The organism is Marinobacter sp. DS40M6, from assembly GCF_028581595.1.
Classification (GTDB): Bacteria; Pseudomonadota; Gammaproteobacteria; order Pseudomonadales; family Oleiphilaceae; genus Marinobacter; species Marinobacter salarius.
This window is the reverse complement of the sequence record NZ_JAFCAE010000005.1, coordinates 263,756-289,152: the sequence shown is the minus strand read 5'-3', so window position 1 is coordinate 289,152 and position 25,397 is coordinate 263,756. Positions and strand designations below refer to the sequence as shown.

24 protein-coding genes are annotated in these 25,397 nt (G+C 58.2%); 15 read left to right on the top strand and 9 right to left on the bottom strand.

From position 1 onward, the window contains the following. Positions 1 to 56 precede the first annotated feature (56 nt). Genes pstC through phoU form a run of 4 tightly spaced genes read left to right on the top strand, consistent with a single transcriptional unit; the run spans position 57 to position 4,367 of the window. Complete coding sequence (gene pstC / locus JJO78_RS15120) at positions 57 to 1,445, top strand: phosphate ABC transporter permease subunit PstC (RefSeq protein ID WP_036210700.1); 1,389 nt, start codon at positions 57 to 59, stop codon at positions 1,443 to 1,445. Further along, the gene (pstA, locus tag JJO78_RS15115) at positions 1,438 to 2,712 is read left to right on the top strand and encodes a phosphate ABC transporter permease PstA (RefSeq protein ID WP_036210703.1); all 1,275 of its coding nucleotides are present in this window, start codon (positions 1,438 to 1,440) and stop codon (positions 2,710 to 2,712) included. The genes pstC and pstA overlap by 8 nt, the downstream gene beginning before the upstream one ends. A gap of 11 nt (positions 2,713 to 2,723) precedes the next feature. Continuing rightward, positions 2,724 to 3,611 carry a phosphate ABC transporter ATP-binding protein PstB gene (gene pstB / locus JJO78_RS15110; protein WP_036210707.1) on the top strand — a complete coding sequence of 296 codons (888 nt, stop codon included), beginning with the start codon at positions 2,724 to 2,726 and terminating at the stop codon, positions 3,609 to 3,611. A 33-nt stretch (positions 3,612 to 3,644) separates the two neighbouring features. Further along, the gene (phoU, locus tag JJO78_RS15105) at positions 3,645 to 4,367 is read left to right on the top strand and encodes a phosphate signaling complex protein PhoU (RefSeq protein ID WP_075194180.1); all 723 of its coding nucleotides are present in this window, start codon (positions 3,645 to 3,647) and stop codon (positions 4,365 to 4,367) included. A 174-nt stretch (positions 4,368 to 4,541) separates the two neighbouring features. On the opposite strand, the gene JJO78_RS15100 is transcribed toward phoU, so the two are convergent. The 5 genes from JJO78_RS15100 to mnmH form a co-directional block, all read right to left on the bottom strand. Continuing rightward, positions 4,542 to 4,907, bottom strand: coding sequence for a histidine triad nucleotide-binding protein (locus tag JJO78_RS15100; RefSeq protein WP_036210713.1), 366 nt, complete (start codon positions 4,905 to 4,907; stop codon positions 4,542 to 4,544). A gap of 39 nt (positions 4,908 to 4,946) precedes the next feature. Further along, positions 4,947 to 6,233, bottom strand: coding sequence for an FAD-dependent monooxygenase (locus tag JJO78_RS15095; protein ID WP_269399782.1), 1,287 nt, complete (start codon positions 6,231 to 6,233; stop codon positions 4,947 to 4,949). 86 nt (positions 6,234 to 6,319) lie between these two features. Then, positions 6,320 to 6,877: an aminoacyl-tRNA deacylase gene (locus JJO78_RS15090; RefSeq protein ID WP_036210719.1), complete on the bottom strand. Its 558-nt coding sequence runs from the start codon at positions 6,875 to 6,877 to the stop codon at positions 6,320 to 6,322. Positions 6,878 to 7,046: 169 nt separating this feature from the next. After that, positions 7,047 to 7,880, bottom strand: coding sequence for a mechanosensitive ion channel family protein (locus JJO78_RS15085; protein WP_036210722.1), 834 nt, complete (start codon positions 7,878 to 7,880; stop codon positions 7,047 to 7,049). Positions 7,881 to 8,038: 158 nt separating this feature from the next. Further along, positions 8,039 to 9,130, bottom strand: coding sequence for a tRNA 2-selenouridine(34) synthase MnmH (mnmH, locus tag JJO78_RS15080; protein ID WP_151983160.1), 1,092 nt, complete (start codon positions 9,128 to 9,130; stop codon positions 8,039 to 8,041). 134 nt (positions 9,131 to 9,264) lie between these two features. Between mnmH and JJO78_RS15075 the strand changes: the two genes are divergently transcribed. Then, positions 9,265 to 9,930: a class I SAM-dependent methyltransferase gene (locus JJO78_RS15075; RefSeq protein WP_036210725.1), complete on the top strand. Its 666-nt coding sequence runs from the start codon at positions 9,265 to 9,267 to the stop codon at positions 9,928 to 9,930. Between the two features lie 464 nt (positions 9,931 to 10,394). On the opposite strand, the gene JJO78_RS15070 is transcribed toward JJO78_RS15075, so the two are convergent. Next, positions 10,395 to 10,808 (bottom strand): VanZ family protein, encoded by a 414-nt coding sequence (locus JJO78_RS15070; protein WP_085678658.1) that lies wholly within the window; start codon positions 10,806 to 10,808, stop codon positions 10,395 to 10,397. 84 nt (positions 10,809 to 10,892) lie between these two features. On the opposite strand from JJO78_RS15070, the gene cysZ reads away from it, so the two are divergent. The 6 genes from cysZ (at position 10,893) to JJO78_RS15040 (ending at position 18,844) form a co-directional block, all read left to right on the top strand. Beyond that, positions 10,893 to 11,648: a sulfate transporter CysZ gene (gene cysZ, locus JJO78_RS15065; RefSeq protein ID WP_036211891.1), complete on the top strand. Its 756-nt coding sequence runs from the start codon at positions 10,893 to 10,895 to the stop codon at positions 11,646 to 11,648. A gap of 35 nt (positions 11,649 to 11,683) precedes the next feature. Next, positions 11,684 to 14,548 carry an RNA polymerase-associated protein RapA gene (rapA, locus tag JJO78_RS15060; RefSeq protein ID WP_273623992.1) on the top strand — a complete coding sequence of 955 codons (2,865 nt, stop codon included), beginning with the start codon at positions 11,684 to 11,686 and terminating at the stop codon, positions 14,546 to 14,548. A 103-nt stretch (positions 14,549 to 14,651) separates the two neighbouring features. Beyond that, positions 14,652 to 17,105, top strand: a complete 2,454-nt coding sequence (locus JJO78_RS15055; RefSeq protein ID WP_198324923.1) for an acyl-CoA dehydrogenase — start codon at positions 14,652 to 14,654, stop codon at positions 17,103 to 17,105. Positions 17,106 to 17,182: 77 nt separating this feature from the next. Next, positions 17,183 to 17,563 carry a fluoride efflux transporter CrcB gene (gene crcB / locus JJO78_RS15050; RefSeq protein WP_036210736.1) on the top strand — a complete coding sequence of 127 codons (381 nt, stop codon included), beginning with the start codon at positions 17,183 to 17,185 and terminating at the stop codon, positions 17,561 to 17,563. A 239-nt stretch (positions 17,564 to 17,802) separates the two neighbouring features. Continuing rightward, positions 17,803 to 18,009, top strand: coding sequence for a cold-shock protein (locus JJO78_RS15045; protein ID WP_007154967.1), 207 nt, complete (start codon positions 17,803 to 17,805; stop codon positions 18,007 to 18,009). Between the two features lie 139 nt (positions 18,010 to 18,148). Next, on the top strand, positions 18,149 to 18,844 hold the full coding sequence (locus JJO78_RS15040) for a lysophospholipid acyltransferase family protein (protein WP_075194187.1): 696 nt from the start codon (positions 18,149 to 18,151) through the stop codon (positions 18,842 to 18,844). Positions 18,845 to 18,854: 10 nt separating this feature from the next. Here the strand turns inward: JJO78_RS15040 and JJO78_RS15035 are convergent, their stop codons facing one another. Beyond that, positions 18,855 to 19,670 (bottom strand): dienelactone hydrolase family protein, encoded by an 816-nt coding sequence (locus JJO78_RS15035; RefSeq protein WP_036210742.1) that lies wholly within the window; start codon positions 19,668 to 19,670, stop codon positions 18,855 to 18,857. Between the two features lie 159 nt (positions 19,671 to 19,829). Between JJO78_RS15035 and ald the strand changes: the two genes are divergently transcribed. The 4 genes from ald to JJO78_RS15015 all read left to right on the top strand — a co-directional run bounded on the left by ald (position 19,830) and on the right by JJO78_RS15015 (position 24,162). Then, the gene (ald, locus tag JJO78_RS15030; RefSeq protein ID WP_075194188.1) at positions 19,830 to 20,942 is read left to right on the top strand and encodes an alanine dehydrogenase; all 1,113 of its coding nucleotides are present in this window, start codon (positions 19,830 to 19,832) and stop codon (positions 20,940 to 20,942) included. A gap of 29 nt (positions 20,943 to 20,971) precedes the next feature. Further along, positions 20,972 to 21,544, top strand: a complete 573-nt coding sequence (locus JJO78_RS15025) for a glutathione S-transferase family protein (protein WP_075194189.1) — start codon at positions 20,972 to 20,974, stop codon at positions 21,542 to 21,544. A gap of 153 nt (positions 21,545 to 21,697) precedes the next feature. After that, the gene (locus JJO78_RS15020) at positions 21,698 to 22,309 is read left to right on the top strand and encodes a Yip1 family protein (RefSeq protein WP_036210751.1); all 612 of its coding nucleotides are present in this window, start codon (positions 21,698 to 21,700) and stop codon (positions 22,307 to 22,309) included. Between the two features lie 113 nt (positions 22,310 to 22,422). Beyond that, positions 22,423 to 24,162: an alkaline phosphatase D family protein gene (locus tag JJO78_RS15015; protein ID WP_075194190.1), complete on the top strand. Its 1,740-nt coding sequence runs from the start codon at positions 22,423 to 22,425 to the stop codon at positions 24,160 to 24,162. A gap of 29 nt (positions 24,163 to 24,191) precedes the next feature. Here the strand turns inward: JJO78_RS15015 and JJO78_RS15010 are convergent, their stop codons facing one another. Then, the gene (locus JJO78_RS15010; RefSeq protein WP_036210756.1) at positions 24,192 to 24,587 is read right to left on the bottom strand and encodes a glutaredoxin family protein; all 396 of its coding nucleotides are present in this window, start codon (positions 24,585 to 24,587) and stop codon (positions 24,192 to 24,194) included. Then, the gene (locus tag JJO78_RS15005) at positions 24,584 to 25,210 is read right to left on the bottom strand and encodes an HPP family protein (RefSeq protein WP_007154975.1); all 627 of its coding nucleotides are present in this window, start codon (positions 25,208 to 25,210) and stop codon (positions 24,584 to 24,586) included. The genes JJO78_RS15010 and JJO78_RS15005 overlap by 4 nt, the downstream gene beginning before the upstream one ends. Positions 25,211 to 25,397 lie beyond the last annotated feature (187 nt).

Here is a 25,397-nt window from a genome sequence, read left to right as displayed (position 1 = left end):
CCTGTTTTCCGAATGATTACACTTGTGGTCCTTTTTAGCTTGTTACGGGAATTTTCATGCAACCGGCCAATCTGCTTTTATTGACCATCGTGCTGTCGATGGTTGCCTACGGCTTGGGCTATGCCCGATCGCGGTCACTGGCGATGCCGATGGGGGGCATTCGTCATCTCAAGTCCCTGCCCTTTTATTACGGGGCACGAGCGGCTTTGTGGTGCGGCATTCCCGCGCTGCTGGTGCTTGGGCTCTGGGCAGCGTTCCAGGGAAAAGTTATCCAGACCCTGGTTATTGGCTCCCTGCCACAGGAAATGTTGCCGGCGTCCGAGGGCGAGGCGAGTCTTCTGTTGAGCAAGATCAGCAACGTGGCCAGTGGTAGCCTGCCTCCGGGGTTTGCGGAAGCACCCATTGTTGAAGCTGCAGAGCGACTGAAGGCGCTGAGGGAACAGAGCCGGATGTTCATGACCACCCTGGTGGTGTCTGTCTCTGTGCTGGCGGGATTTTTGGGCTGGCTCCGGGTTCGCCCGGCACTGAACGCCCGGACACAAGTGGAGTCGATCCTGAAGTGGCTGTTTTTCGCCTGTGCCGCGCTGGCGATTCTGACCACCATCGGGATTATTTTCTCCGTGGCGTTTGAAACCTTCCGGTTCTTTCAGAAGATTCCGTTCACCGAGTTTATCTTCGGCTCCCAGTGGAGCCCGCAAACCGCATTACGAGCAGATCAGGTGGCAGCCCAGGGCGCCTTTGGCATGATCCCGCTGTTCACCGGCACGCTGCTGATTTCGGCGATTGCGATGCTGGTTGCGGTGCCGGTGGGATTGCTGTCGGCGATTTACCTCTCGGAGTACGCCAACAAGAAAGTACGCGGTGTGGTCAAGCCATTGCTTGAGATGCTGGCGGGTATCCCGACGGTGGTCTACGGCTTCTTTGCAGCACTTACCGTCGCGCCGTTCATCAGTAACTTCGCGGCCTCTCTGGGTATCGATGCGTCGTCCCAGAGTGCGCTCGCCGCTGGCGGGGTCATGGGCATCATGATCATTCCGTTTGTGTCTTCGCTGTCGGACGACGTTATCAACGCGGTACCGCAAACCCTGCGTGACGGCTCCCTGGCTCTGGGCGCTACCCAGTCGGAAACCATGAAGAAGGTGATTTTCCCGGCGGCACTGCCCGGCATTATGGGCGGGGTGCTGCTGGCGGTCTCCCGTGCCATTGGTGAAACCATGATCGTAGTCATGGCCGCGGGCCTCGCGGCGAATCTGACGGCCAATCCACTGGAAACCGTCACTACGGTTACCGTACAGATTGTCACCCTGCTGACCGGCGACCAGGAATTCGACAGCGCCAAGACCCTGGCGGCCTTCGCCCTCGGCGCGATGCTCTTCCTCGCTACCCTGTTGCTGAATGTGGTGGCCCTGAAAATCGTTCGCAAATATCGGGAACAGTATGACTGATCAACGTTCACAGGCGGAGCTCGTCCGCCAGTCACTCAAACGGCGTTACCGCAAGGAGCGCCGGTTCCGGGCCTACGGCATACTGGCGATTGCGATTGCGCTTTCCGCCCTGGTGGTGCTGTTCGTCGACATTATTGGTAAAGGCTACACCGGCTTCACCAAAACCACGATCACCATGGAAGTCGAGCTCGATGGTGAAATGATGTACCTGGACGACGCCACGGACAAAAAGCAGATCAAGATGGCTGATTTTGTGGAGCCATTGGTGCAGGCGATGATCAAACAGGTGCCGGGTGCAACGGAAGAGAACAGGGATGCCGTCCGTGATCTGCTTAACCCCTACGCGTCCAATGAGCTGCGTGACATGCTCGAGCAGAACCCCGAGTGGCTTGGAACCACCCAAACACTGACTGTTCTGGCTCACACCGACGTGGATGTCTACGTGAAGCATGCAGGTGACGACGCCTATTCCATCAAGCTCAGTGACCGGCAACAGCGCTGGGTGGATCAGTTGGTGGAAAATGAGGTTGTGCAGACGTCCTTCAACGATGTGTTCTTCAGCAGCGGCGATTCCCGTGATCCGTCCCGCGCCGGTATTCTTGGAGCGATCGTCGGGTCCTTGCTGACCATGCTGGTGACACTGGTGCTCTCGTTCCCCATCGGGGTTGCGGCTGCCATTTACCTGGAAGAGTTTGCACCCCAGAACAGGCTCACGGATTTCATTGAAGTGAACATCAATAACCTGGCTGCGGTGCCGTCGATTATCTTCGGTTTGCTGGGCCTGGCGGTGTTCATCAACCTGTTCGGCATGCCTAGATCGGTGCCGGTGGTGGGCGGTCTCGTACTGACGCTGATGACCCTGCCAACCATCATCATTTCCAGCCGGGCGGCCATTAAAAGCGTACCGCCGTCAATCCGGGAGGCTGCCGAAGGTATTGGTGCCTCCAAAATGCAGGTGGTGTTACACCATGTATTGCCGCTGGCCATGCCGGGAATGCTGACCGGTTCCATTATCGGCATGGCGCAGGCACTGGGCGAGACCGCCCCCCTGTTGCTGATCGGGATGGTGGCGTTCATCGTTGATGTTCCGGACGGCTTTTTCGATTCGGCGACGGTACTCCCGGTTCAGGTCTTCCTGTGGGCGGGCAGCCCGGAGCTCGCCTTTATAGAACGTGCGTCAGCAGCCATCATGGTATTGCTGGCATTCCTGGTTAGCATGAACGCACTGGCCATTTGGCTTCGCAAGCGCCTTGAGCGTCGGTGGTAAGGAGATAAGCGATGAATACGATGAACCCAACGATTACCAAAGAAGCCGATCATCAAGAGGTTGAGGCGGTTGCTCCGGTGCGGGAGCAGCCCGAGGAAACGATCATTGAGGAAGGCAAAACGGTGGGAGAGCCTTTTGCCGACAATGCCAAATTCAAGCTTCGCGATGTCAATGTTTCCTACGGTGATACCCGGGCGATCAAGAACATCAGCCTGGATGTGGCGAAGAACGAGGTCATTGCCTTTATTGGACCTTCAGGGTGCGGCAAGTCCACGTTCCTGAGGTGTCTCAACCGGATGAATGACAGCATCGAAATCTGCAAGGTGACGGGGTCACTTCAGTTGGACGATCAGGACATCTATGACCGTCGCCGCGACGTTGTCGAATTGCGTGCGCGGGTGGGCATGGTTTTCCAGAAGCCAAACCCGTTCCCCAAGTCCATTTATGACAATGTGGCCTATGGCCCCCGGATTCATGGCCTGGCCAATCGAAAATCCGATCTTGATGACATCGTCGAGAACAGCCTGCGCAAGGCGGGGCTGTGGGGCGAGGTCAAGGACCGTCTGGATGCGACAGCCACCGGAATGTCGGGCGGCCAGCAGCAGCGTCTGTGCATTGCGCGCGCTATCGCGGTGAGCCCGGAGGTTATTCTGATGGACGAGCCTTGCTCTGCACTGGACCCCATTGCAACCGCGAGGGTGGAAGAGCTGATGGCGGAAATGTCGGAGAGTTACACCATCGTGATCGTGACCCACTCGATGCAACAGGCAGCCCGTGTATCGAATCGAACGGCGTACTTCCACCTGGGGCATCTGGTGGAAGTAAACGAAACCAACAAGGTGTTTACGTCGCCCGAGCACGAACTCACCGAATCCTATATCACCGGCCGTTTCGGTTAACGCCGGTATTGTTGAACACTGGAGAACACAGTCATGCCAGATAAAAAGGACGATGTTTACGGCGATCACATTTCGCACAAGTTCAATGACGAACTGATGGCCCTGAAGAGCGAGTTTCTTGAGATGGGCGGCCTGGTGGAGTCCCAGGTCGACCGTGCGATTACCTCACTGGTGGAAAATGATGGCCACCTGGCGGACGAGGTCCGTGCCACGGACAAGAAAGTCGATCAGATGGAAATCGACCTCGACGAGGAAGCAACCCTGATTATCGCCCGTCGCCAGCCCACCGCGCGTGATCTGCGGTTGGTGATTTCGGTGATCAAGATGGTGGCGGACCTGGAGCGGGTTGGTGACGAGGCCAAGAAAATCGCCAAGTTTGCCATCAAGCTGTCAGAGGAAGGTCAGGCGCCTCGTGGGTACGTGGAAGTGCGCCACATTGGCAATCATGTTCTTAGTATGTTGCACGATGCCCTGGACGCCTTTGCCCGTCTCGATTCTGAGCAGGCGCTGCGGATCATGAAGGAAGACAAGCGGGTAGACGAGGAATACCAGGCGGCCACGCGGACGTTGCTGACGTTCATGATGGAAGATACCCGTAACATTTCCCGCTGTATGTCGGTGATGTGGATTCTCCGCGCCCTGGAGCGGGTGGGGGATCACGCCTGCAACATTGCCGAGAATGTGATCTTCATGGTCAAGGGTGAGGATGTTCGGCATACGCCGGTGGAGGAAGCTGAGAAGGTCGTCGGGCGCTGAGTTCGTAGCCTTCTGGTGCGGGTGTTCCCGCAGGGCAGGAGGCACCGTTCAGGACACCCCCGTGAATACGTCCATGTAGGGCTCGGTCGCGCCATCCCTGGCGCTCCACGGTCCTGAACAGTGCCTCCCGCCCGGCTTCGTAAATATCTCAGATATCGCCGGCGCTCAAGGCGATCAGCCTTGTTTCAATTTATCGGTATACGGCGGCCAACCGAGGGGCTTGCCGGCCAGCAGGTGCAGGTGGATGTGGAATACCGTCTGGCCTGAATTTTCGCCGCAGTTCATGACGACCCGATAGCCATCGTCGGCGAAGCCCATCTCCTTCGCCAGCTTGGCGGCAACCCAGTACAAGTGGCCCACCAACTCCCGGTCTCCTTCCTCAATATCGTTGATTGTTGCGATTTCCTTTTTCGGGATAATCAGCAGGTGCACCGGTGCCTGTGGGTTAATGTCCTTGAACGCCAGGCTGATGTCGTCTTCGTAAACGATGTCCGCCGGGATTTCCCGGTTCATAATCTTGGTGAAAATGGTTTCTGCCATGATGATTCCCTGTTGATGAGTTGAGGCTTGTGAAACGCTTTACAGTTGCTTCATCCCCGGCAGCCGCTCCGCCAGTTGGCGAATCAGCGGGGGCAGTTCGTCGTCGATGCCCATAGCGTATTTGGCCACCCGGTTTCTGGCAAATGGCATTGCTTTCGTGGCGCCCAGGCCCAGATTGCGCAACAAGTGCAGAGGCGGCGTGCGGTTGCTGAACAGGTGGTAGAACACGTCCATCGCCATCATCATACGGCGGTTGGCCGGGCGGCGTTGTCGCTCGTATTTGGTCAGCCACGCCGGATCGGCCAGGTCGCAGCCTGCGCGTTTGGCCTCGCGGATGACGGTCTGCAGGCAGAGGGCGTCCTGGAAGCCCAGGTTGACGCCCTGGCCAGCCAGCGGGTTGATCGTGTGGGCGGCGTCACCTGCCAGCACGACACGATGGTTCACATAGGTTTTGGCGTGCTGGCGGGCAATCGGGAAGCTGGCTTTGGCTTCAATGTGCGTCAGCAGAGGTAATTCCGGTGGGAAGGCGTTCTGTATTTCCGCCATCAACGCACGGTCGTCCAGCGATTTCAGGCGCGCTATTTGCTCCGGCGAGTCGTACCACACCAGAGACGCCCAGCTTTCGCCATTGCCCGCGGAATGCAGCGGGAGGAAAGCCCGTGGGCCGGAAGGGTAGAAGCTCTGCCAGGTGATGTCCTCAACCGCGCCCTGGTAGCGAACCGAAATGACCATTGCCTGTTGCTGGTACTGGTCCCGGGTTACGCCGATGCCTGCCAGCTCCCGGACGCCGGAGGCCTCGCCATCGGCGCCCACCACCAATTGGCACTCGAGTTCGGTGCCGTCCTCCAGGGTCACAGCAGCGTGGTTGTTGCCGTTTTCTAGGTGACTGACGGCGTTGTCGGGAAACAGGGAGACCGAGTTCAGAGCCGCGGCGCTGTTCCACAATGCCTGCTGGGTAATGCGATTCTCCACGATATGCCCCAGGTGTCGGGCGGACAGGTTGCCGGCGTCAAATACCACATCGGCGACCTTGCGGGGCAGCAGGTTGCTGAGTGGGTGGCGGGTCTCGTCCCATACTGCCAGGCGGGCGTAGGGTGTGGCACGCATGGCGAGCATGCTGGGCCAGACGTCAAGATCGTTGAGGTAGCGCTCACTGCCGGCGCTCAGGGCTGACACGCGGATGTCTGGAGGCAGCGAGGGATCGAATTCGGGGGCGGAGCCACGGTCAACCAGGGCCACGCGGAAGCCACTGCGGCCAAGTCCGGTCGCGAGGGCGGCACCGACCATGCCGGCACCGACAATCACAATATCAAAGGCTTGAGTCATAACGGGTTCCTGTCTGGTACGCCCAGTTTACGCGATGGGCGCATCCAGACAAGCCGTCCGGATCAAGCCTGGGCCGGTTTTTGGTGTCAGTAACCGGCCAGGTTGGCGGTGGGGCTGCCGGTCAGGGACTCAGCCCTGCGGGCGCGGCCCTTGAGCCAGGCTGGCTTTTGCGCGCCTGGTTTTACAAATCCCTGCTCCAGCACCATCGGATGCACGAGTTCCAGGAAATCTGACGTTTTCATGTGGATGGATTCGGTGTGGCTGCCAGCGGCAAAGGCGAGTTCCGGTTGCCGGGTCAGAGCCTCTGCGCAATACACGGACATATCAAACAGGTTGCCGAATGGCGGCATGGCGCCCACTTCGCACTCGGGGAAGCGGTCCTGAAATTCCTGTTCGTCCGCAAGATCGACAAAATCGGTATCCAGGATATGGGTCAGTCGGTCCCAACGGATACGCCAGGTAGCGGGCATGACCAGCATGGCCATTTTGCCATCCAGTTCAATAATGACGGTTTTCACCACCCGGTCGCCGGCGATTTTGACGTGATGGGCGAGTTGCTGGGCGGTAAACGCAGGGGGGTGAGACAGGCACATGTATTCCACGCCTGCCTGATCAAGGTATTCCTTCAACTGCTGTACCGGCATAGTGACAACCTCCTACCAGCAATGACAGCGGTACTGGAACCGGTGATATTCCTGACCCGGTTCCGGTGACTGGCGGTGACGCCGCTAATGCGACTGCACCGCCATTACTGGTCAGCTTAGTTGAGGCTGTACAGAATGCGAGTAACAGTGTGTGTTAATGAGATACCAATCACTCGGATTTGTAGACATGCACATCCCGCTGTGGGAACGGAATGGTAATGCCCTCGGCGTCGAACGCCTTCTTCACTTTCTCGTGCATGTCCCAGTAGTACGGCCAGAGGTCATCGGTGGCGACCCAGGCCCGGAACATCAGGTTAACGGAGTTGTCGCCAAGACTGCCCACGCAGATACGGGGTTCCGGATCCTTCAGTGAACGTTCGTCCTCGTCGAACAGGCGCTTCAGAATGGCCTTGGCCTTGTCGATGTCGTCGTCGTAGTGAATACCGAAAGTCATGTCACAGCGGCGCTTGTCGTAGATGCTGACGTTCACCAGGGTGGCGTTGGACAGGCTGCCGTTGGGAATGACGATGCGGCGGTTATCGAAGGTATTTACCACCGTGTAAAGAATCTGAATCTCCGCGACGGCACCCAGGTAGCCCTGAGCTTCGATGGTGTCACCGACTTTGAATGGCTTGAAGATCAGAATCAGTACGCCGCCGGCAAAGTTGGCCAGGCTGCCCTGCAGCGCAAGGCCGATGGCGAGGCCAGCAGCACCAATAACAGCGATAAAGGACGTCGTAGCGATGCCGATCATCGACGCGACGGAGATCAGCAGCATCACCTTGAGGATGGCGCTTATCAGCCCACACAGAAATTTGTTGAGTGTCGGGTCTTTTGCGCCCAGCTTTTTATCGAGAACCCCGATGCAACGATTGATCAGCCAGAGGCCGAGTACCAGCGTGATGATGGCCAGGACGACCTTTGGGGCGTAGGTCATGATCAACGAGAGTGCCTGGTCCCATAGCTCCGAGGCATTAATGTCGGTTCCCAGAAGATCTTCCATTCAGTGACTCCTTGTTCGGTAGTAGTGGCTTATTGCTTTAATATGACAGGGACAACGGCTGTTCAATTGATATTTGCCTGTGTTTTGTTATAGCAGAGGTTTGTGGCAAACGTACAACATGCGCGTCCAGTTTGGGTGGGAGCGTTGTACGTTGTAAATCAACGACTGGCCCACCCGATGATGGTTTCCGGCCCGCCCTTCACGACAATGCGGCCTTCCTTCTGGCTGAGCTGGTAGTCATACATGGGGTCGTAGTAGTCCTGCAACAGTGCCTCGATCCATTCATGGTGCGCACCGGTCTCACCGGTTCGGTGCTGGCGGTCGAGGGCATCCTCCATCATCTGCCGTAGTCGGCTATGGCGTTCACCGCCGAGGCGTTTCCGGATTCTGTCGAGGGCGCTGAGAAGGTAGTCGCGAAAGTTGAGCCAGCCTGCTTCTGTGCCGTCGCGTTCCACGTAGTCGGCCGTCATCTGGTCAACATAGTCTTCGCGGATGATTCGTACTCGCTCCTCGATCGGTTGATCCAGCACCATCAGGGGTGCTGCTGCCATTCGGTTTCTGAGGCTTTCCGGCAGGGCGCATCGGCCCACCAGTCTGCTTTCATCTTCCAAATACACCGTCCCGCCGACGTGATGATGGGCCTTGAGCATGGCCACGGCCAGGCGGTTTTCGAAATCAATCTGTGACGGTTGGGACGTTACCTGACGACCGAAGCTGGAGCCACGATGGTTTGCCAACCTTTCAAGGTCAACAGGATTGGGCAATTGATTCAGCACGCGGGTTTTGCCGGTGCCGGTGCGGCCGCTGAGAATAACGAACTCGGACGATGCCGTGAGGGCTTCCAGGCTGTCGATCAGGAAGCGGCGCATGGCCTTGTAGCCACCCTGGATGAGCGGAAACTCGATGCCAGAGTCTTTGATCCACTGCTGGGTCAGCCGCGAACGCAGGCCGCCGCGGAAGCAGAACAGGTAGCCGTTCGGGTTTGTGGCGGTAAATCGCTTCCAGGCTTCGATGCGTTGCGCCTTGAGATCCCCGGAAACCAGTTGGTGGCCCAGTTCAATGGCCTTGTCCTGACCTTTTTCCTTGTAGCAGATACCGACCCTGTGGCGTTCCTCGTCGTTCATCAGGGGCGCATTGATAGCATTCGGGAAGCTGCCCTTGCTGAACTCGATCGGGGCCCTTACGTCCATGAGCGGAACGTCGTTCAGGAACAGGGAGAGATAGTCGCTGGTATCAGGTCTGGACGGCATGGCAGGTTTGGGTTCGTACGGGAAATGAGGCAGCAGTATAACGAACATGCTGGTTTTTTGCTCGCCTGCGGGTGTGCCGCCGCGCCGCTGCCGCTACAATGCGTGCCTTGCCATGCCTGTGTTCCGGAGTAACCATGACCCCCGACATTCTAGATCAGCATCTTGGGAAAACCCTCAGCCGGGGGCAGGTTGCCGTTACAGCCCCGGCGGGTTGCCCCGACATCGTCCTCTACCTGTTCGACCCAGGAGTACTGGAAGGCCCACTAAGCCATGAAGAGGCGCAGGCGGTGGTTGCTGAGCCGGCGTACTGGTCGTTTTGCTGGGCCAGTGGACAGGTATTGGCGGCCTATATCCTCGCACATCCACATCTGGTGAAAGGCAAAAAGGTGTTGGATTTTGGATCCGGTTCCGGGGTGGTGGCTATTGCTGCCGCAATGGCCGGGGCGAGGGAGGCCATCGCCTGTGATATTGACCAGGCTGCACTGGATGCGGCAGCGGCGAACGCCAGGTTAAATGGCGTGTCGGTGACCCTGAGCGCCGATTGGGCAACGCGGCCGAGCGATGTGGACGTTGTGACCGCGGCGGACGTGTTGTATGACCCGGAAAATCGCCCGCTGCTGTCCGAGTTCAGGCGAGCCGCGCCTTTGGTGATACTGGCGGATTCTCGCTTGCGGAATCTGGGTGACGACCACTACCGGCAGCAGGACGTAATCGAAGGCCGCACCTGGCCAGACCTGAATGAGTTTGAGGAGTTTAATCGGGTGCGGGTGTACCTGGCAGGCCAGAGCTCGATGACCTGAGAGCGGGCGAAAAAAAAGGGCAACCTTTCGGTTACCCTTTTTCGGAACAGGTGTCGCGTCCCTGCGCTGTTGGCAACTACCTTGTTGCCGATTTCCCTTGCCAGTCCCTGGTGCCGGCGTCCGAGCCGGCGATCCGAAGAGGTCTCCCTTAAGCGAGCCATCCCTGTGTCCCTGCTTCTCCCTGCATCCAATTGCCGGGGTGCATCCAGTGCGTCGTCCATTTCCCTGTCATCCTTGATGTAAACACTATACCAACCGCAGTTTTACAAACATGTGAACTGTGCACGCCAGAGCAGCTGTGCTGGTAGTGGTTTTGTTATAAGTTCTTTAATATCAGTTAATTGAGATATCGGCGGGTATTCCTGTCGGGGAAACCTACGCTATGTCGCAGCAAGATCTTACGAGTTTGTAGGATATATCTCACACAAGTCCGGGTTGATGTCTCAAGTCCGGTGGGTGGTGCTTTATTGACGGCTGTTGGCGTGAACGATGGGCCGGTCGTTTTGCGTGTGTGGCCTTATAAATCCGGGACACGGTAGTAACCCGATAGCAATGCCTGCAGCGTCGGCGAGAATATCGGCAATGGCAAAGGTGCGGTAGGGTAGCTGGGCCTGGACAAGCTCAATGCCCAGCCCGAACGCCAGCAGGCCGATGACAATCCACAGTTTCCTCAAGCCCGGCCAGGCCAGCCGGGTAACCACCGCCAACTGCAAGAATGCCAGCAGGTGATTGACTTTGTCGCTGGCTGCCGAGGGAATCGGGTAGGGTTGGCTGGTGGTTGCAAGGTAAATGATGGCGGCGGCCGAAAGAACCAGTATTGCCCGCCAAAAAGGCTGATACGCGAGCAGAATCAGAATGCGTTGCCTCAGGAATGCCATGGTCACCGTCGGGCTGTGGTGGAGTTTGCAACATGATATGCTTTGCGCCCCGTCACTGTCATCGAAGCTGAGGTGCTGCGAGGTATGTTGAAAGGTAATTTTTTCCGCGGCCTGGGTTACCTTGGAGAAGGGTTCCGGCTGATACGGCAGCCTGGACTGAGATTGTTCGTTGTTATCCCCCTGGTTATTAATATTCTGTTATTCGGCCTACTGTTCTACTTTCTGGCTGAACTCTTTGCAGCGATGATTGCCACAGCCATGAGCTGGTTACCGGATTGGGCGTGGCTACAAAGCCTCGACTGGTTGTTCTGGATTCTCTACGGCGCCGTCATCCTGTTGATGTTGGCTTACGGGTTCGTGATCCTGGCGAACCTCATCGGCTCGCCCTTCTACGGTTACCTCGCGGAACTGACGGAAAAGCACCTGACCGGTCAGGAGGTCAGCACCGATGATGGCTGGAGCCAGATCATACGGGATATTCCCCGCTCTCTCTGGCGGGAGGTGCAGAAAATCCTCTACTACCTGCCCAGGGCCATTGGCCTTTTCATCATCGGTGTTATCCCGGTGGTCAATCTGGTGGCGGCCGTGCTGTGGTTCGTCTTCAATTGCTGGATGATGTCGCTGCAGTACGTGGACTACCCGGCGGACAACCATCGGGTCAGTTTCCCGGCCTTGCGGCGGCTACTGGGTGACACTCGCCTGTCGGCCCTCGGGTTTGGCCTGCCGGTGGCATTGGCGGCCATGGTGCCGGTGCTGAACCTGGTGGTGGTGCCTGCCGCGGTTTGTGGTGCCACCGCCTATTGGGTGCGTGAGAACGGTCCCTCGAACACAGACGTATAAAGCAGTTACGGTGATTTAAATCTGTCGGAGGTTTCTTGGATACATCGGAATTTGTAATTGGTCAGCGCTGGGTCAGCCACAGCGATACCGCGCTCGGCCTTGGTATTGTCACGGACATCTCAGGCCGCCGTGTAACGCTGGGTTTCCCGGCGGCGGATGAGGAGCGCACCTACGCCATCGACAATGCTCCGCTGTCGAGGATCATCTACCAGATTGGCGAGGCTATCGAAACCTTCGATGGCGAACGTTACATCGTGAGGGCCGTGGAGGATATCGGCGGTGTGCTGATGTACCACGCCGATGACGGCGGAGAGAACCTGATCCATGTTTCCGAGGTAAAACTCAGCAGTTCCGTGGACTTTTCCGCCCCCCACCAACGGCTGTTTGCCGGCCAGTTTGATCGCAATGGTGCGTTTCGCCTGCGGATGGCCACCGCGCAACACCTTGACCGGTTACGTGCATCCTCGGCTCAGGGCCTGATCGGTGCGCGCACGCAGCACTTGCCACACCAGATTTACATTGCCCACGAAGTGGCAACACGATACGCCCCCCGGGTTCTGCTGGCGGACGAAGTGGGGTTGGGCAAAACCATTGAGGCCGGCCTGATTCTTCACTATCAGCTGCACACCAGTCGTGCCCGTCGGGTGCTTATCGTGGTGCCGGATTCATTGATGCATCAGTGGTTGGTGGAAATGCTGCGGCGGTTCAACCTGCGATTCTCGATCATTGATCGCAGCCGGTATGAGGCCATGGAGGATCTGGAGGGGTTGTCGGAAGAGGATGACGACCTGACCGATGCCGATGAAAACCCGTTTGAGAGTGAACAGCTTGCACTGTGCAGCCTGGATTTCCTGATGACCAGCGAACAGGCCCAGGCGGATGCCATTGCCGCCGGTTGGGACCTGATGGTGGTGGATGAGGCCCATCACCTGGCCTGGAGCCCGGAGGTGGCGAGCCCTGAATATCGGCTGATTGAGCAGCTTTCAGAAGCCAGCAATGGCTTGTTGCTGTTGACCGCAACCCCGGAGCAGGTGGGGGTGGCCAGCCACTTCGCTCGCTTGCGGTTACTGGACCCGGCACGCTTTCACGATCTGGAGACTTTCCGGGAAGAGGAAAAGCAGTACGAAGTGATCAATGGGGTGGTTTCCCATATCCGAGAGCAAGGCATAACCGCTGTCTCCGACACGGATCGGAAAGCCCTCGAGGGCTGGCTGGGTGATGAGCTGGAAGGTTTGATGGCGTCCCAGGAGCCGGCACAGGCCGTGGTTGATGCATTGCTGGACCGTCACGGTACCGGTCGCGTGCTGTTCCGGAACACCCGCGCCGCCATCAAGGGGTTCCCGGAGCGCCATCCGCTACCGGTTGCGTTACCCTGCCCGGAACTCTACCAGCAGGGAGATGTTTGTCAGGGGGTAGCCGGGTTAACGCCCGAAACGGCCGTGGACGAAGAACAATGGCTGGCGGAAGATCCCCGTGTCGCCTGGCTGGAGAAGACCCTGACCGGCCTGAAGCCGGCCAAGGTGGTGGTGATCTGTGCCCACGCCTCGACCGCCATGGCTCTGGAGCACTACCTGCAACTGCGTGCCGGTATCCGCAGCGCTGCCTTCCATGAACATCTGAGCCTGATCGAGCGGGATCGCGCCGCAGCTTACTTCGCTGATACTGAACAGGGCGCCCAGGCACTGATCTGCTCGGAAATCGGCAGTGAGGGGCGCAATTTCCAGTTCGCCCATCACCTGATCCTGTTCGATCTGCCCGCCAACCCCGACTTGCTGGAACAGCGCATCGGCCGGCTCGACCGGATTGGCCAGACCGACACCATCGACATCCATATCCCCTACCTGCAGGGAACGGCCCAGGAGGTCCAGTACCGTTGGTTTGAGGACGGCGTGAACGCGTTCAATGAAAGTTGCTCTGTGGGTGTCGCTGTCCACGATCATGTGGCCGTGCAGTGGCAGGCCGTCATTGATGGTGCGACGGACGACCTGCCGGCGCTGGTGGATGCTTCGCGGGCCGAGGCCGAGCGCCTGCGTACGTTGCTGCGCAACGGCCGCGACGCGCTCATCGAGCTTAACTCCTGCCGTCCGGACGTGGCGGAGGCGTTGATCAGCCAGATCGAATCCGAGGAAGAATCCGCCCAGGTACGTGACTATATGATCGAGGCCTGCGATATCCTCGGCGTTGATGTCGAGGATCATTCCGAGCATGCCGACGTGCTGAGGCCGGGCGAGCAATACCAGGCCGGACACGTGACCGAGCTGCCGGAAGACGGCCTGACCGTTACCTGGAGTCGTCAGCAGGCTCTTGAGCGCGAAGACATGGCCTTCATGAGTTGGGAGCATCCGCTGGTGACCGGTATCATGGAATCGGTCACCAGTTCCGGGCTGGGCAAGGCGGCTTTGGCCAGTATGACGGTCAAGGCGCTGCCACCCGGCACTCTGTTGCTGGAGGCCCTGTATACCGTGCATTGCCCGGCGCCTGAATCGCTGCAGTTGTCCCGGTACCTGCCGGTCTCGCCGTTGAGGCTGCTGGTGGATGTGAACGGACGTGACTTGTCGGCAACCCTGCCTCATGACCGGCTCAACGACATGTGCTCGAACATCCGCAGGCGCACCGCTCAGGCCATCGTGCCGCAGATTCGCCCGCAGGTGGAAACCATGGTCGATCATGCCGAACGCCTTTCCGAGCCGCACCTGGAGCCCCTGAGAGCGTCGGCCCTGGCCCGGGTCAGAGACGTGTTCGGCCCGGAAATCCAGCGTCTTGAGGCGATGGAGAAGGTCAATCCGACCATTCGTAACGACGAAATCGACTTCTTCCGTAAACAGTTGGACGCCGCAGAGACGTTACTGGGGCAGGCCAGCCTGTCCCTGGAAGGCATTCGCGTTATTGTAACTGCCTGATGGTGAACCAGTTGCTGGTCAGGATTCATCTGATCAGGTAGGTTGAACGTAACAGAATGTAGTTTTTGACATTCAAAACCACGGACGACAGAGAGTATCCATGATGACTTTCATACTGTTTCTTGCTGCTGTTACCGGCCTTCTTGTTGTGATGCGCAAGGAATCCGGTGCCAAACCCGCTATCGGGGTGATGGTGGTAACAGGCGTGCTTTCGCTTTTCCTGGCGTCGGGATTGCTCGCGCTCATACTGTTTATCGGCGCCGCCGTTACCGCCGCTGCAGGTCTGCCGGGATTTCGCCGGAGCTGGCTGACCCCGCGGGTATTCGCCATGTTCAAGAAAGTGGCTCCCAAGGTGTCCGAGACCGAAAAGGTGGCCCTGGAAGCGGGGACCGTCAGTTGGGATGGCGAGCTGTTTACCGGGCGTCCCGACTGGCACAGCCTGCTGATCAACCGCAACACGGGCCTGTCTGAGAAAGAGCAGGCCTTTGTGGACAACCAGTGTACCCAGGCCATTTCCATGTGTAACGCCTGGGACCTGGCCGTTGAACGTGCTGATCTGCCGGCGGATTTGTGGGAGTTCCTCAAGAAAGAGAAATTCTTCGGCATGATCATTCCCGAGGAATACGGCGGCCTGCACTTCTCCGCCAAGGCCCAGACAGCGGTGTTGCAGAAGCTGGCGGCCAACGAAATGCTGATGGTCACCGTGGGCGTGCCCAACTCCCTCGGCCCTGGTGAGCTACTGGTCAAGTACGGCACCGACGAACAGAAGAACCACTATCTGCCCCGGTTGGCGGATGGTCGCGAAATTCCCTGCTTCGGCCTGACTGGCCCCCGCGCCGGTTCCGACGCCACCTCGCTGCCGGACACCGGTGTGGTCTGCAAGGGCGAGTTCGAGGGCAAGGAAGTGCTGGGCCTGCGTCTCAACTTCGAGAAACGCTGGATTACCCTGGCGCCGGTTGCGACTGTGGTTGGTCTCGCCTTCCGCATGTTCGACCCCGACGGGCTGCTCGGTGACACCAAGGACTATGGGATTACCTGTGCGCTGATTCCCCGCAATACCAAGGGCATGGAAATCGGCCGCCGGCATTGTCCCATCGGCACACCATTCATGAACGGCCCCATCAAGGGCACCGACGTGTTCATTCCGCTGGATTACATCATCGGTGGCCAGGAAATGGCCGGGCAGGGCTGGCGCATGCTGGTTGAGTGTCTGTCCGTCGGACGCTGCATCACCTTGCCATCCGGCGCGGCCGGAGCGGCTGCCTACTCAGTGGGCACCGCTGGCGGCTTCACCCGCATCCGTCGCCAGTTCAATACCCCGGTGGCAGACATGGAAGGCGTGCAGGAGCCTCTGGCCCGCATTGCTGCCAAGACCTACATCGCCCAGTCGGCAGTGAATCACACCGCGAACATGATCGACAAAGGCGAAAAACCGGCGGTACCGTCGGCGATTCTCAAGTACCACCTGACCGAATTCCAGCGCGGTGTCCTGACCGACGCTATGGATGTGCATGGTGGTAAGACGGTCACCCTTGGCCCCCGCAACTACCTGGGTATCGGCTTCAGTGGTGCGGCGGTTTCCATCACTGTGGAAGGCGCCAACATCATGACCCGCAGCCTGATGATCTTCGGTCAGGGTGCAATACGCTGTCATCCCTATGTACTGAAGGAACTGGCGGCCAAAGACAACGATGACATCGACGCGTTTGACGATGCCTTTTTCGGCCACGCTGGCCTGATCTTCGGCAACGCTGCTCGTGCGTTCACCCAGGCTCTGGGTATCGGCAAACCCGACGTGCCGTTTGACCACAATGCACGCAAATACGCCCAGGGTGTGGCCCGCTTTAGCGCCGCCTTCGGCCTGTGTGCCGACGCCGCGATGACCACGCTGGGGTCGGAACTGAAAATGCGTGAGCTGATTTCCGCCCGCCTTGGTGATGTGCTGGCCAATCTTTACCTGGCCTCCATGGTGCTCAAGAACTGGCATGAAACCCAGCCGGTTGACGGTGAGCGCGACCTGATGGAGTACAGCATGGCGCTGTTGCTGAACCGAGCGGAAACCGCCATGGAAGAATTCCTCCAGAACCTTCCTAACCGCCCGGTCGCTATGGCCTTGCGTGCCATCACCATGCCCCTCGGCCGTCGTTGGGACCAGCCCCATGATGATCTGGCCCGCAAACTGGCAAAAGCCATCTCCACCGATACCCCCGTGCGGGAGAAGCTGTTGGCCGGAGCCTGGACGACGGCTGGCGAAGGCAAGGGTGCGGTTGAGAATCCCATTGCTCAGTACAACTATTTGCTGAAGGATTACGACAAGGCCGAACAGCTGTATCGCAAAGTCACCAAGGCGTATGCCAAGGGCCAGTTGCCGATGGACGCGCTGCATCCGGAAGAACGCTTCGAAGCCGCACTGGAAGCGGACATCTTCACCAAGGAAGAGGCCGAGTTTATGCGCGAGTACGAAGCCGTGGTCCTGGAAATGCTGACCGTCGACGACTTCCCGTTCGACGAGTTTGCTCGTAACAAAGACACGCTGATCGACCACAACCCGGCCTGACAGAGGGTATAGGGGTTTGGATTGAGGATGCCGGATGGCAACATCCGGCAGACACCAAATCATGAGGTAATTTGGGAATGTGGCTATCAATCCTGGCCGTAAGCGCCGGAGCCGTCATCGGCGCTAACCTGAGATGGGCACTGGGCCTTTGGCTCAACAGCAGCTACCACGCCATTCCCTACGGCACCCTCGCCGCCAACCTCTCCGGCGGCTGGCTTGTTGGCCTGCTTATTGGCTATTTCGTTCATGGCACCTCGTTGGCACCGGAGTGGCGCCTGTTTGCCATTACCGGCCTTTGCGGCGCCCTGACCACCTTCTCCACCTTCTCCCTGGAAATGCTTTCCGCTATCCAGGAAGGCAAATGGAGCATGGCTCTGGCTGGAATTCTGGCCCATGTTGTTGGCTCTATCCTCATGACAGCACTGGGAATTTACACCTTCGGGCTGGTCCGGGGATGATGGGTAACACTACGTACGGAATAAATGAAAAATACGCTTGGCAATCCCAAAAACAAAGAGTAGAGTTATTTACGTAGGAAAGATTCAGTAAAGCTTTCATGAATAAGACGTACCTCCGCAGTTAGTAGTGACCGTCCTGTTTTTGATTCCGCGAATTCTGTATTTCCGTAAACGCTGATCAGGCATCACGACGATGGCCTGGCGGCAAGATAAAATGATTGATTTCAGGAAGTTTAAGTATGTCTACTACTACCGGCACTGTTAAGTTCTTCAACGAAGCAAAAGGCTTTGGCTTTATCACTCGTGAAGGCGGCCCGGACGTATTCGTTCACTACAGCGCAATTCAGGGCAGCGGCTTCAAGACCCTGGCAGAAGGCCAGCAGGTTGAGTTCACCGTTACCCAGGGCCAGAAAGGTCCTCAGGCGGAAAACGTTACTGCTATCTAACGGATAGTAGGGCACCGCCAGAAAGGCAGCCTCGGCTGCCTTTTTTTGTGGGTGGATTTTGTGATTCCCACCCGAATGTGACATCTTTTATCCCCTGCCGTCGGGCGATCGCCCAACCTTAGTTTGCTCAGGGCCTGCTATGTTGAACACCCTCAAAGCTGTCTGGATCCTGTTTTGGGCTGCACTGCTCACGCTGATCCTGTTCCTGCCTATTGTTATCGCCGCACTTGCCGGCCGCAATGGCAACGCCGCCTTTCACGGCACCCAGGTATACGCCTGGTGCATGCTTAGACTCACCGGAATCCGCCTTGAAGTCAGCGGACGCGAGCACATCGACCCGGCCCAGCGCTACGTTATCCTCAGCAACCATGCGTCCTATTTTGATCCCCCGGCCCTGGTGCTGGCATTGGGGCTGCAATACCGCTGGGTGATCAAGAAAGAGCTGCGTAAGGTGCCACTGTTTGGCCTGGCGCTGGAGACCTCGCGTAACCTTTTCATTGACCGATCAAAAGGCAGTGATGCGCTGGAAAGTATCAAGCGCGGCGTCGCCCAGTTGCCCGAAGGCACCAGCATCCTGATGTTTCCCGAAGGCACCCGATCCTGGGATGGCAAACTGCTGCCCTTCAAGAAAGGCGGGTTCGTCATTGCCCGCGACGGCGAACTACCCGTTCTACCGGTGACGATCCGGGGCTCCCATGACCGACTCCCCAAGGGAACCGCGGTATTCTCGCCAGGTTTGATCGAGATTATTGTTCATCCGCCGGTAGCCACCGCCGGACGTGAGGTGAGGGAAGTTCAGGAAGAAGTGAAGGGCACCATAGAAGGTGCCCTCTGAAGGGCAACGATCAGTCGCCGAAAACGTCTTCGTAGAGCCGCAGGGTGCCCTCCCAGGAACGTTTTGCAGCCTGCTCGTCGTAGGCGATGGGCATATTGAATTCCTCGGCGACCTTATCCGCTCCCGGATTGGTGAACGAGTGCATGACACCGGGAAAACTGACCAGCGTTAGATCGGCCCCGGCATCCTGCATTTCTTTCACCAGACCGGACACCTGATCCGAGGGCACCATCTTGTCCGCACCACCGGTGTAGACGTGAATCCTGGGCTGAACCTTGCCGGCTTCGGCTTTGATGGGGCTGCCCAGCGCGCCGTGATAGCTGACTACGGCATCCAGATCCACACCCAGGCGTGCCATGTTCAGTACCACGGCACCGCCAAAGCAATAACCCTGGGCGGCAATCCTGCTGCCGTCGACACTGTTGTGCTTCGCGAGCAACTCCTTGGCGGCCATGAAGCGAGCCTTAACCTGATCAATATCCTTGGTCGCCTCCTTCATAAAGGCCTGCGCATCTTCGGGATGTTCGGCGAGTTTGCCGGAGCCATACATATCCAGCGCAAACGCCGTGTAGCCGGCCGCTGCCAACTTTTCCGCCTGCTCACGGGCAAACTCATTGTGCCCCCACCATTCGTGAACCACCAGAACGCCTGGGCGCTTGCCTTCGGCTTCGTCGTCGTAGGCCATGTAGCCGGTAAACGTTTTGCCGTTTACGGTGTACTCCACGGTTTCTGTCTGCATGTCGGCTGTCACCTGTCCACTTGCCAGGGTAAGGGCTACTGCGAGTGAGAGCGGCGCTGCCGCCAGGGCATGCCTGTATCTGTTCATTGGTTCCTGCTCCGTTTGGGTCGATTGCGTGGATTGCTTCGGGTTTTACGCCGAGGCCCATTAAACCGATGCATTCAATTGCTACTGCCGGTGTCAGACCTTTTTACTACACTTTACCCGATGAGACATCGTTTACCCGACGGATTCAAGGGGTCAGGCATGAAGATAGGCGTACCGAAGGAGATCAAGAATCACGAGTACCGGGTGGGAATGACACCGGCGGCGGTCCATGAGCTGTGTGGCCACGGCCACAGTGTTTGCGTTGAGACGAATGCTGGTGCTGCCATCGGCTTCACGGACGATGATTATGTGAAGGCCGGGGCCGAGATTCTGGAAAACGGAACGGCGGTATTCGAGGCAGCCGACATGATCGTCAAGGTCAAGGAACCCCAGGCGGAAGAGCGAGCCTTGTTGAAGTCCGGCCAGACCCTCTTTACCTACCTGCACCTTGCGCCGGATCAGGCCCAGACCGATGACCTGGTAGCGTCAGGGGCAACCTGTATTGCCTATGAAACAGTCACCGACAGCCACGGGCGGCTGCCGCTACTGGCCCCTATGTCGGAAGTGGCGGGGCGGATGTCGATTCAGGCTGGTGCCCACTGCCTGGAAAAATCCCTCGGCGGTCGAGGTGTGCTGCTGGGCGGTGTGCCGGGTGTGAGCCCTGCGCGGGTAACTGTGGTTGGCGGTGGTGTGGTGGGTCAGAACGCTGTCGCTATGGCCATTGGCCTGGGGGCCCATGTAACGGTCCTCGACCGCAATATGGACGTACTGAGAAATCTTGACCATCTCTATGGCAACCGCATCAGCACGTTGTTCTCAACCGCCGCGACCCTGGAGGAAGCGGTGATCGAGTCGGATCTGGTCATTGGCGGCGTGCTGATTCCCGGAGCGTCCGCACCCAAGCTGGTGACCCGTGATATGGTCAGCCGTATGCCCGAAGGCAGTGTTATCGTGGATGTAGCCATTGATCAGGGCGGTTGTACTGAAACTTCGAAACCCACCACGCACGATGCGCCTACCTACGTTGTGGATGGGGTGGTGCACTACTGTGTCGCCAATATGCCGGGCGCGGTGGCAAGAACCTCCACTCTGGCGCTGAATAATGTAACACTGCCGTTTATCGTCGCCCTGGCCAACAAGGGACCGGAAAGGGCGATGAAGGACGACCCCCATCTGCGCAACGGCCTCAACGTGTTTCAGGGCAAGGTCACTTTCCGCGAGGTGGCGGAATCCACCGGCTATGAATTTGCAGATCCTGACAACCTGCTCTGATAGCAACGTCATTCAAACAAGGAGATTTCATGAAACTGATCGGTTCCACCACTTCCCCCTATGTTCGCCGTATCAGGCTGCTACTGGATGATAGTGACCATGAATTCGTGAACCTCGACATCTATGGTCAGGGCAGGGATGAGCTCCGGCGCAACAACCCGGCGCTGAAGATTCCCATGCTGATCGACGACAATCAGGAGGTGTACGATTCCCGGGTAATTGCCCGCTACCTCAGCGAAAAGCAGGGCATGGTGCCGTTGACCTGGGACCAGGAAAACCAGCTGACGCTGATTGACGCTGCCAACGATTCTGCGGTGATCCTGCTGCTGTCGGCCCGTTCGGGCATCGATACCAACGAAGACCTGATGTTTTTCAACCTCCAGCGTGAACGCATCATGATGACGTTCAGAACCCTGGCGGCCATGGTGGACGATGGCCAATTCGCCCAATGGAACTACCCCGCCATCTGCCTCTATTGTCTGGTGGACTGGATCGAGTTCCGGGACCTGGTGGATTTTGCCGGCATTGAGAGTCTGCTCGGGTTCAGGGATCAGCATCGTGATCAGCCGCTTGTCGCCGCTACTGACCCGAGAAAAGCGTAAGGTTTTGTCGGGAAGTGATTGGCAATAAAAGACAAGGTGGCTTTAACACTTGCGTTTCTAGGCTATAGTTGAGGGTAGCGTGGCCTGATCTTTCCAGGCCCGTGAGGCGTATCCATTCAACCAATAATAAAATTACCTCAAGGGGGTAAAGCCATGCTCCTGAATCACGCATTTGGTCTGTTCACCCATCCCGATGCCGAGTGGGCCGAGATCCGCAAGGAACACGCACCTCCCCGGCGGCTCTATGTTGCCTATGTGCTGTTGCTTGGCGCGATAGCGCCGATCTGTGCCTACATTTCCACGGCTCACATCGGTTGGACGGTGAGCGGTGAGCGCGTCATAAAGCTCACGGAAGTCAGTGCGATACAGCTAAGCGTTCTGACCTATCTGGCCATGCTGGTGGGGGTGTTTGCCCTGGGGTTCGCCATCAACTGGATGGCTCGGACATATGGCGCCCATGAAGAAACCGTTCCTTCCAATGGCATTGCGTTGGCGGCTTATTCCTGTACGCCGCTGTTCCTCGCCGGTTTTGCGTTGCTCTATCCGGTGCCCTGGTTCAATGCCCTGGTCTTCCTGGCGGCGGCCTGTTATGGCGCCTGGCTGATGTACGATGGCCTGCCGATTGTCATGGGCATTCCCAAGGACCAGGCGGTGATGTACGCCGGTGCCCTGTTGACCGTGGCGCTGGTCATTCTGGTGTCAACCCGCGTGGGTTCCGTCATCCTCTGGAACTATGGCCTGGGGCCGGTCTTCGTCGAAGGGTAGCGGCTTTGCCCGGCCTGTCGTGATTTGCTATTCAGGATGTCGCCATCCGTCATCCTGTCGTTACACTTTGGCGCTACCTTTTACCTGACCACTAAACTAGGGCAGGGAAAGGTATGAAACGATTGAGCCGCAGGGACTTCCTGAAAGCATCCGCTATGGGCATGGGCGCTGTTGCCATATCCACAGGGCTGGCCGGATGCATACTCGACAGCAGCGACAAACGTGATATCCGCTTCTCCCAGGGTGTTGCCAGTGGCGACCCCCTGCAGGATGGCGTGATCCTCTGGACTCGTGCCGTACCGGACGACGATTCCGGGCGGGACGTGGACATCGCCTGGGAAGTTTCTACCGACGCTGACTTCCGGAGCATGACTCATTCCGGTCGCTCGCGCGCCTCGGCTCAGCACGACTACACCTTCAAGGTGGATGTTCGGGGCCTGATGCCAGGTCAGCGCTATTACTATCGTTTCCGCACCGCCAGAAGCACCTCCCCGACCGGTATGACGCAGACCCTTCCTGAAGGCTCGGTGAGCCAGGTGAGGTTCGCGGTGGTGTCCTGCTCCAATTACCCCGCCGGCTACTTCAACGTGTATCGGGAAATCGCGGGCCTGGATAACCTGGATGCCGTGTTGCATCTGGGGGATTATCTCTATGAGTATGACAGCGACCCGGATAGCTATGGCGCGGCGCAGGCAGAAGCCATGGACCGTACGTTCCCTGCGTCGAATAACCGTGAGCTCATTACTCTGGAGGATTACCGCCATCGCTACGCGATTTACCGGGGCGATGATCATTTGAGGGAGTTGCACCGCAAGGTGCCGTTCATCACGGTCTGGGATGACCACGAAGTAGCCAACGACACCTGGAGGAACGGGGCTGAGAACCACAACGCCGATGAGGGTGATTTCAGTGACCGTAAACTCGATGCCCTGCGGGCCTACTTTGAATGGATGCCGATCCGGCCGGTCACGGACGGAGACCAGGAAACCATCTCCCGCAGCTTCCGCTTTGGCGACCTGGTGGACCTGCACATGCTGGATACACGGATCATCGGCCGCGACGAGCAACTGGCTTACACTGATTACCTGACCCAGGATGGCATTGACGCGGCCCGGTTTGCTGCAGATGTAGGCGACCCGAACCGTACCATGCTGGGTGCGGAGCAGCGGCTTTGGCTTGAGAATGCGCTGGCAACTTCAACCGCCACCTGGCAGGTGCTGGGGCAGCAGGTGTTGATGGGACGGATGACGCTGCCCGCGGAGCTGCTGGCCGGCATCATCAACCCTGACCCATCTGTGTTGCTGCCCCTGTTCGCGGAGCTGGCTGGCCTCAAGGGTCGCTACCTGGCTGGAGATCCCTCGTTGACCGACGAGGAAATTGCCCGGATTGAAACCGTGCTGCCCTACAACCTGGACGCCTGGGACGGCTACTACGTGGAACGAGAGGTGATCCTGGAAACGGCGAGGCAACTACAAAAGAACCTCGTGGTACTGGCCGGGGATACCCACAACGCCTGGGCCAGCAACCTGAAAACCGGCAATGGTGACCAGGTGGGTGTGGAGTTCGCCACGCCGGGGGTTTCTTCCCCCGGTCTTGAAGACTATCTCCAGTTGCCTGAAGCGACCATACCCGATGCCGAGGCGGCTATTGAGCTTCTGGTGGACGATCTCGACTACCTGAACGTGAACCAGCGGGGCTATATGCTGGTGACATTTACACCCGACGAGGCGAGGGCGGACTGGCGCTTCGTCAGCACCGTCAAAGACCGTAACTACGAGATTGTCAGTGGTCGCAATGCTGCACGGCAGACCTTGCCGGGGCCGGGCAACCGTTCACTGGTAACGCCCGGTTGACGGCATCTGTAAACCCGCTGCCGAATGATTCAGGCGGCGGGTTCGAACTGCCGTTGCAACCACAGTTTGATGTCGTCGGATTCGTACAGCCACTGATCCTTGCCGTCATCCTGCCGAATTCGCAGGCAGGGCACCTTGACGTGACCGCCGCCGGCTTCCAGCTCTGAGCGGCGTTCGCCGTCATGCTGTGCGTCACGGGTTTCGATGTTGAGGCCCAGGCGCGCAATTTCCTTACGGACCTTGATGCAGAACGGGCAAGCCGTAAACTGGTAAAGCGCGAGGTCTTCGCAGGCACTGTCCACCTTTGCCTGTGCGTCAGGCGTGCGCGTGATGCCCTTGGGTGTGCTCAACTTCTCGCTGATCAGCATGAAGGGGGTCAGGATCAGCCGAAGGGTACGGAAAAAATAGCGGATGATGATTCTCATGGACTCGATACTGCTCCAGTCGATGGGGTGGATTTCGTTGCAGACCAAACCGGATAGGGAATGCCCGACAGCCTGTTCATGCAATAAGCGTGTGCCAGAAGCAGGCAAACGCCAGCCATCAGGACGGGCAGTTGTGCCGGATCAGGCATCAGGCCGAGTGATACGATAAGCGCAGTGGCTCCGGCCGGCGGATGCACGACACGGAATAGTACCATCAGGCAGCCGGTCAGGCCGAGGGATAAAGCCGAAGCGCCGACCCTTGGCAGATCGACTCCGTGTAAAAATGCGGAGGCCTGGTCCTGTAGACCAAAAATATGAAGACTGAACAGCCCCATCAACGCACCGATGAGGTGGCCGCAAAAGGTATTGCGCGGAGAGGCCGGTTCCGCGAGCGGAACGTGGAACAGTATAAACGCCGTGGCGCCCAGCGACGGGAATATGAAGGCTTCCTGAGTAACCAGTGCGATAAAGGAAACAAGCGCGATACTCAGTGTGCCGTTGATCAGGCTAAACCCCGCCATTACAGTTCGGCGGCTGTATCGGTTCGTCAGCTGTTCAAGATGAAACACCTTTAGCAGACCACTGGCTAACTGCCAGCGCAGTCGTTCGTTTCTGCGTCCCATTGCTCTCTCGTTAACCTGAATTATTTGCACCAAAAAGGTGCGTGATAGTAAGCCCTGACCCTGCACAAGGCAAATCGCTATTTCCGATAACCGTGAGCGACTGGCAAAGGTTCACTGATGCTTCTGAGCAGAAGGGCGTAAGGTATTGCCTGGGGCGTTGTATTGCTGTCGCCGGGCGTTTCTGACA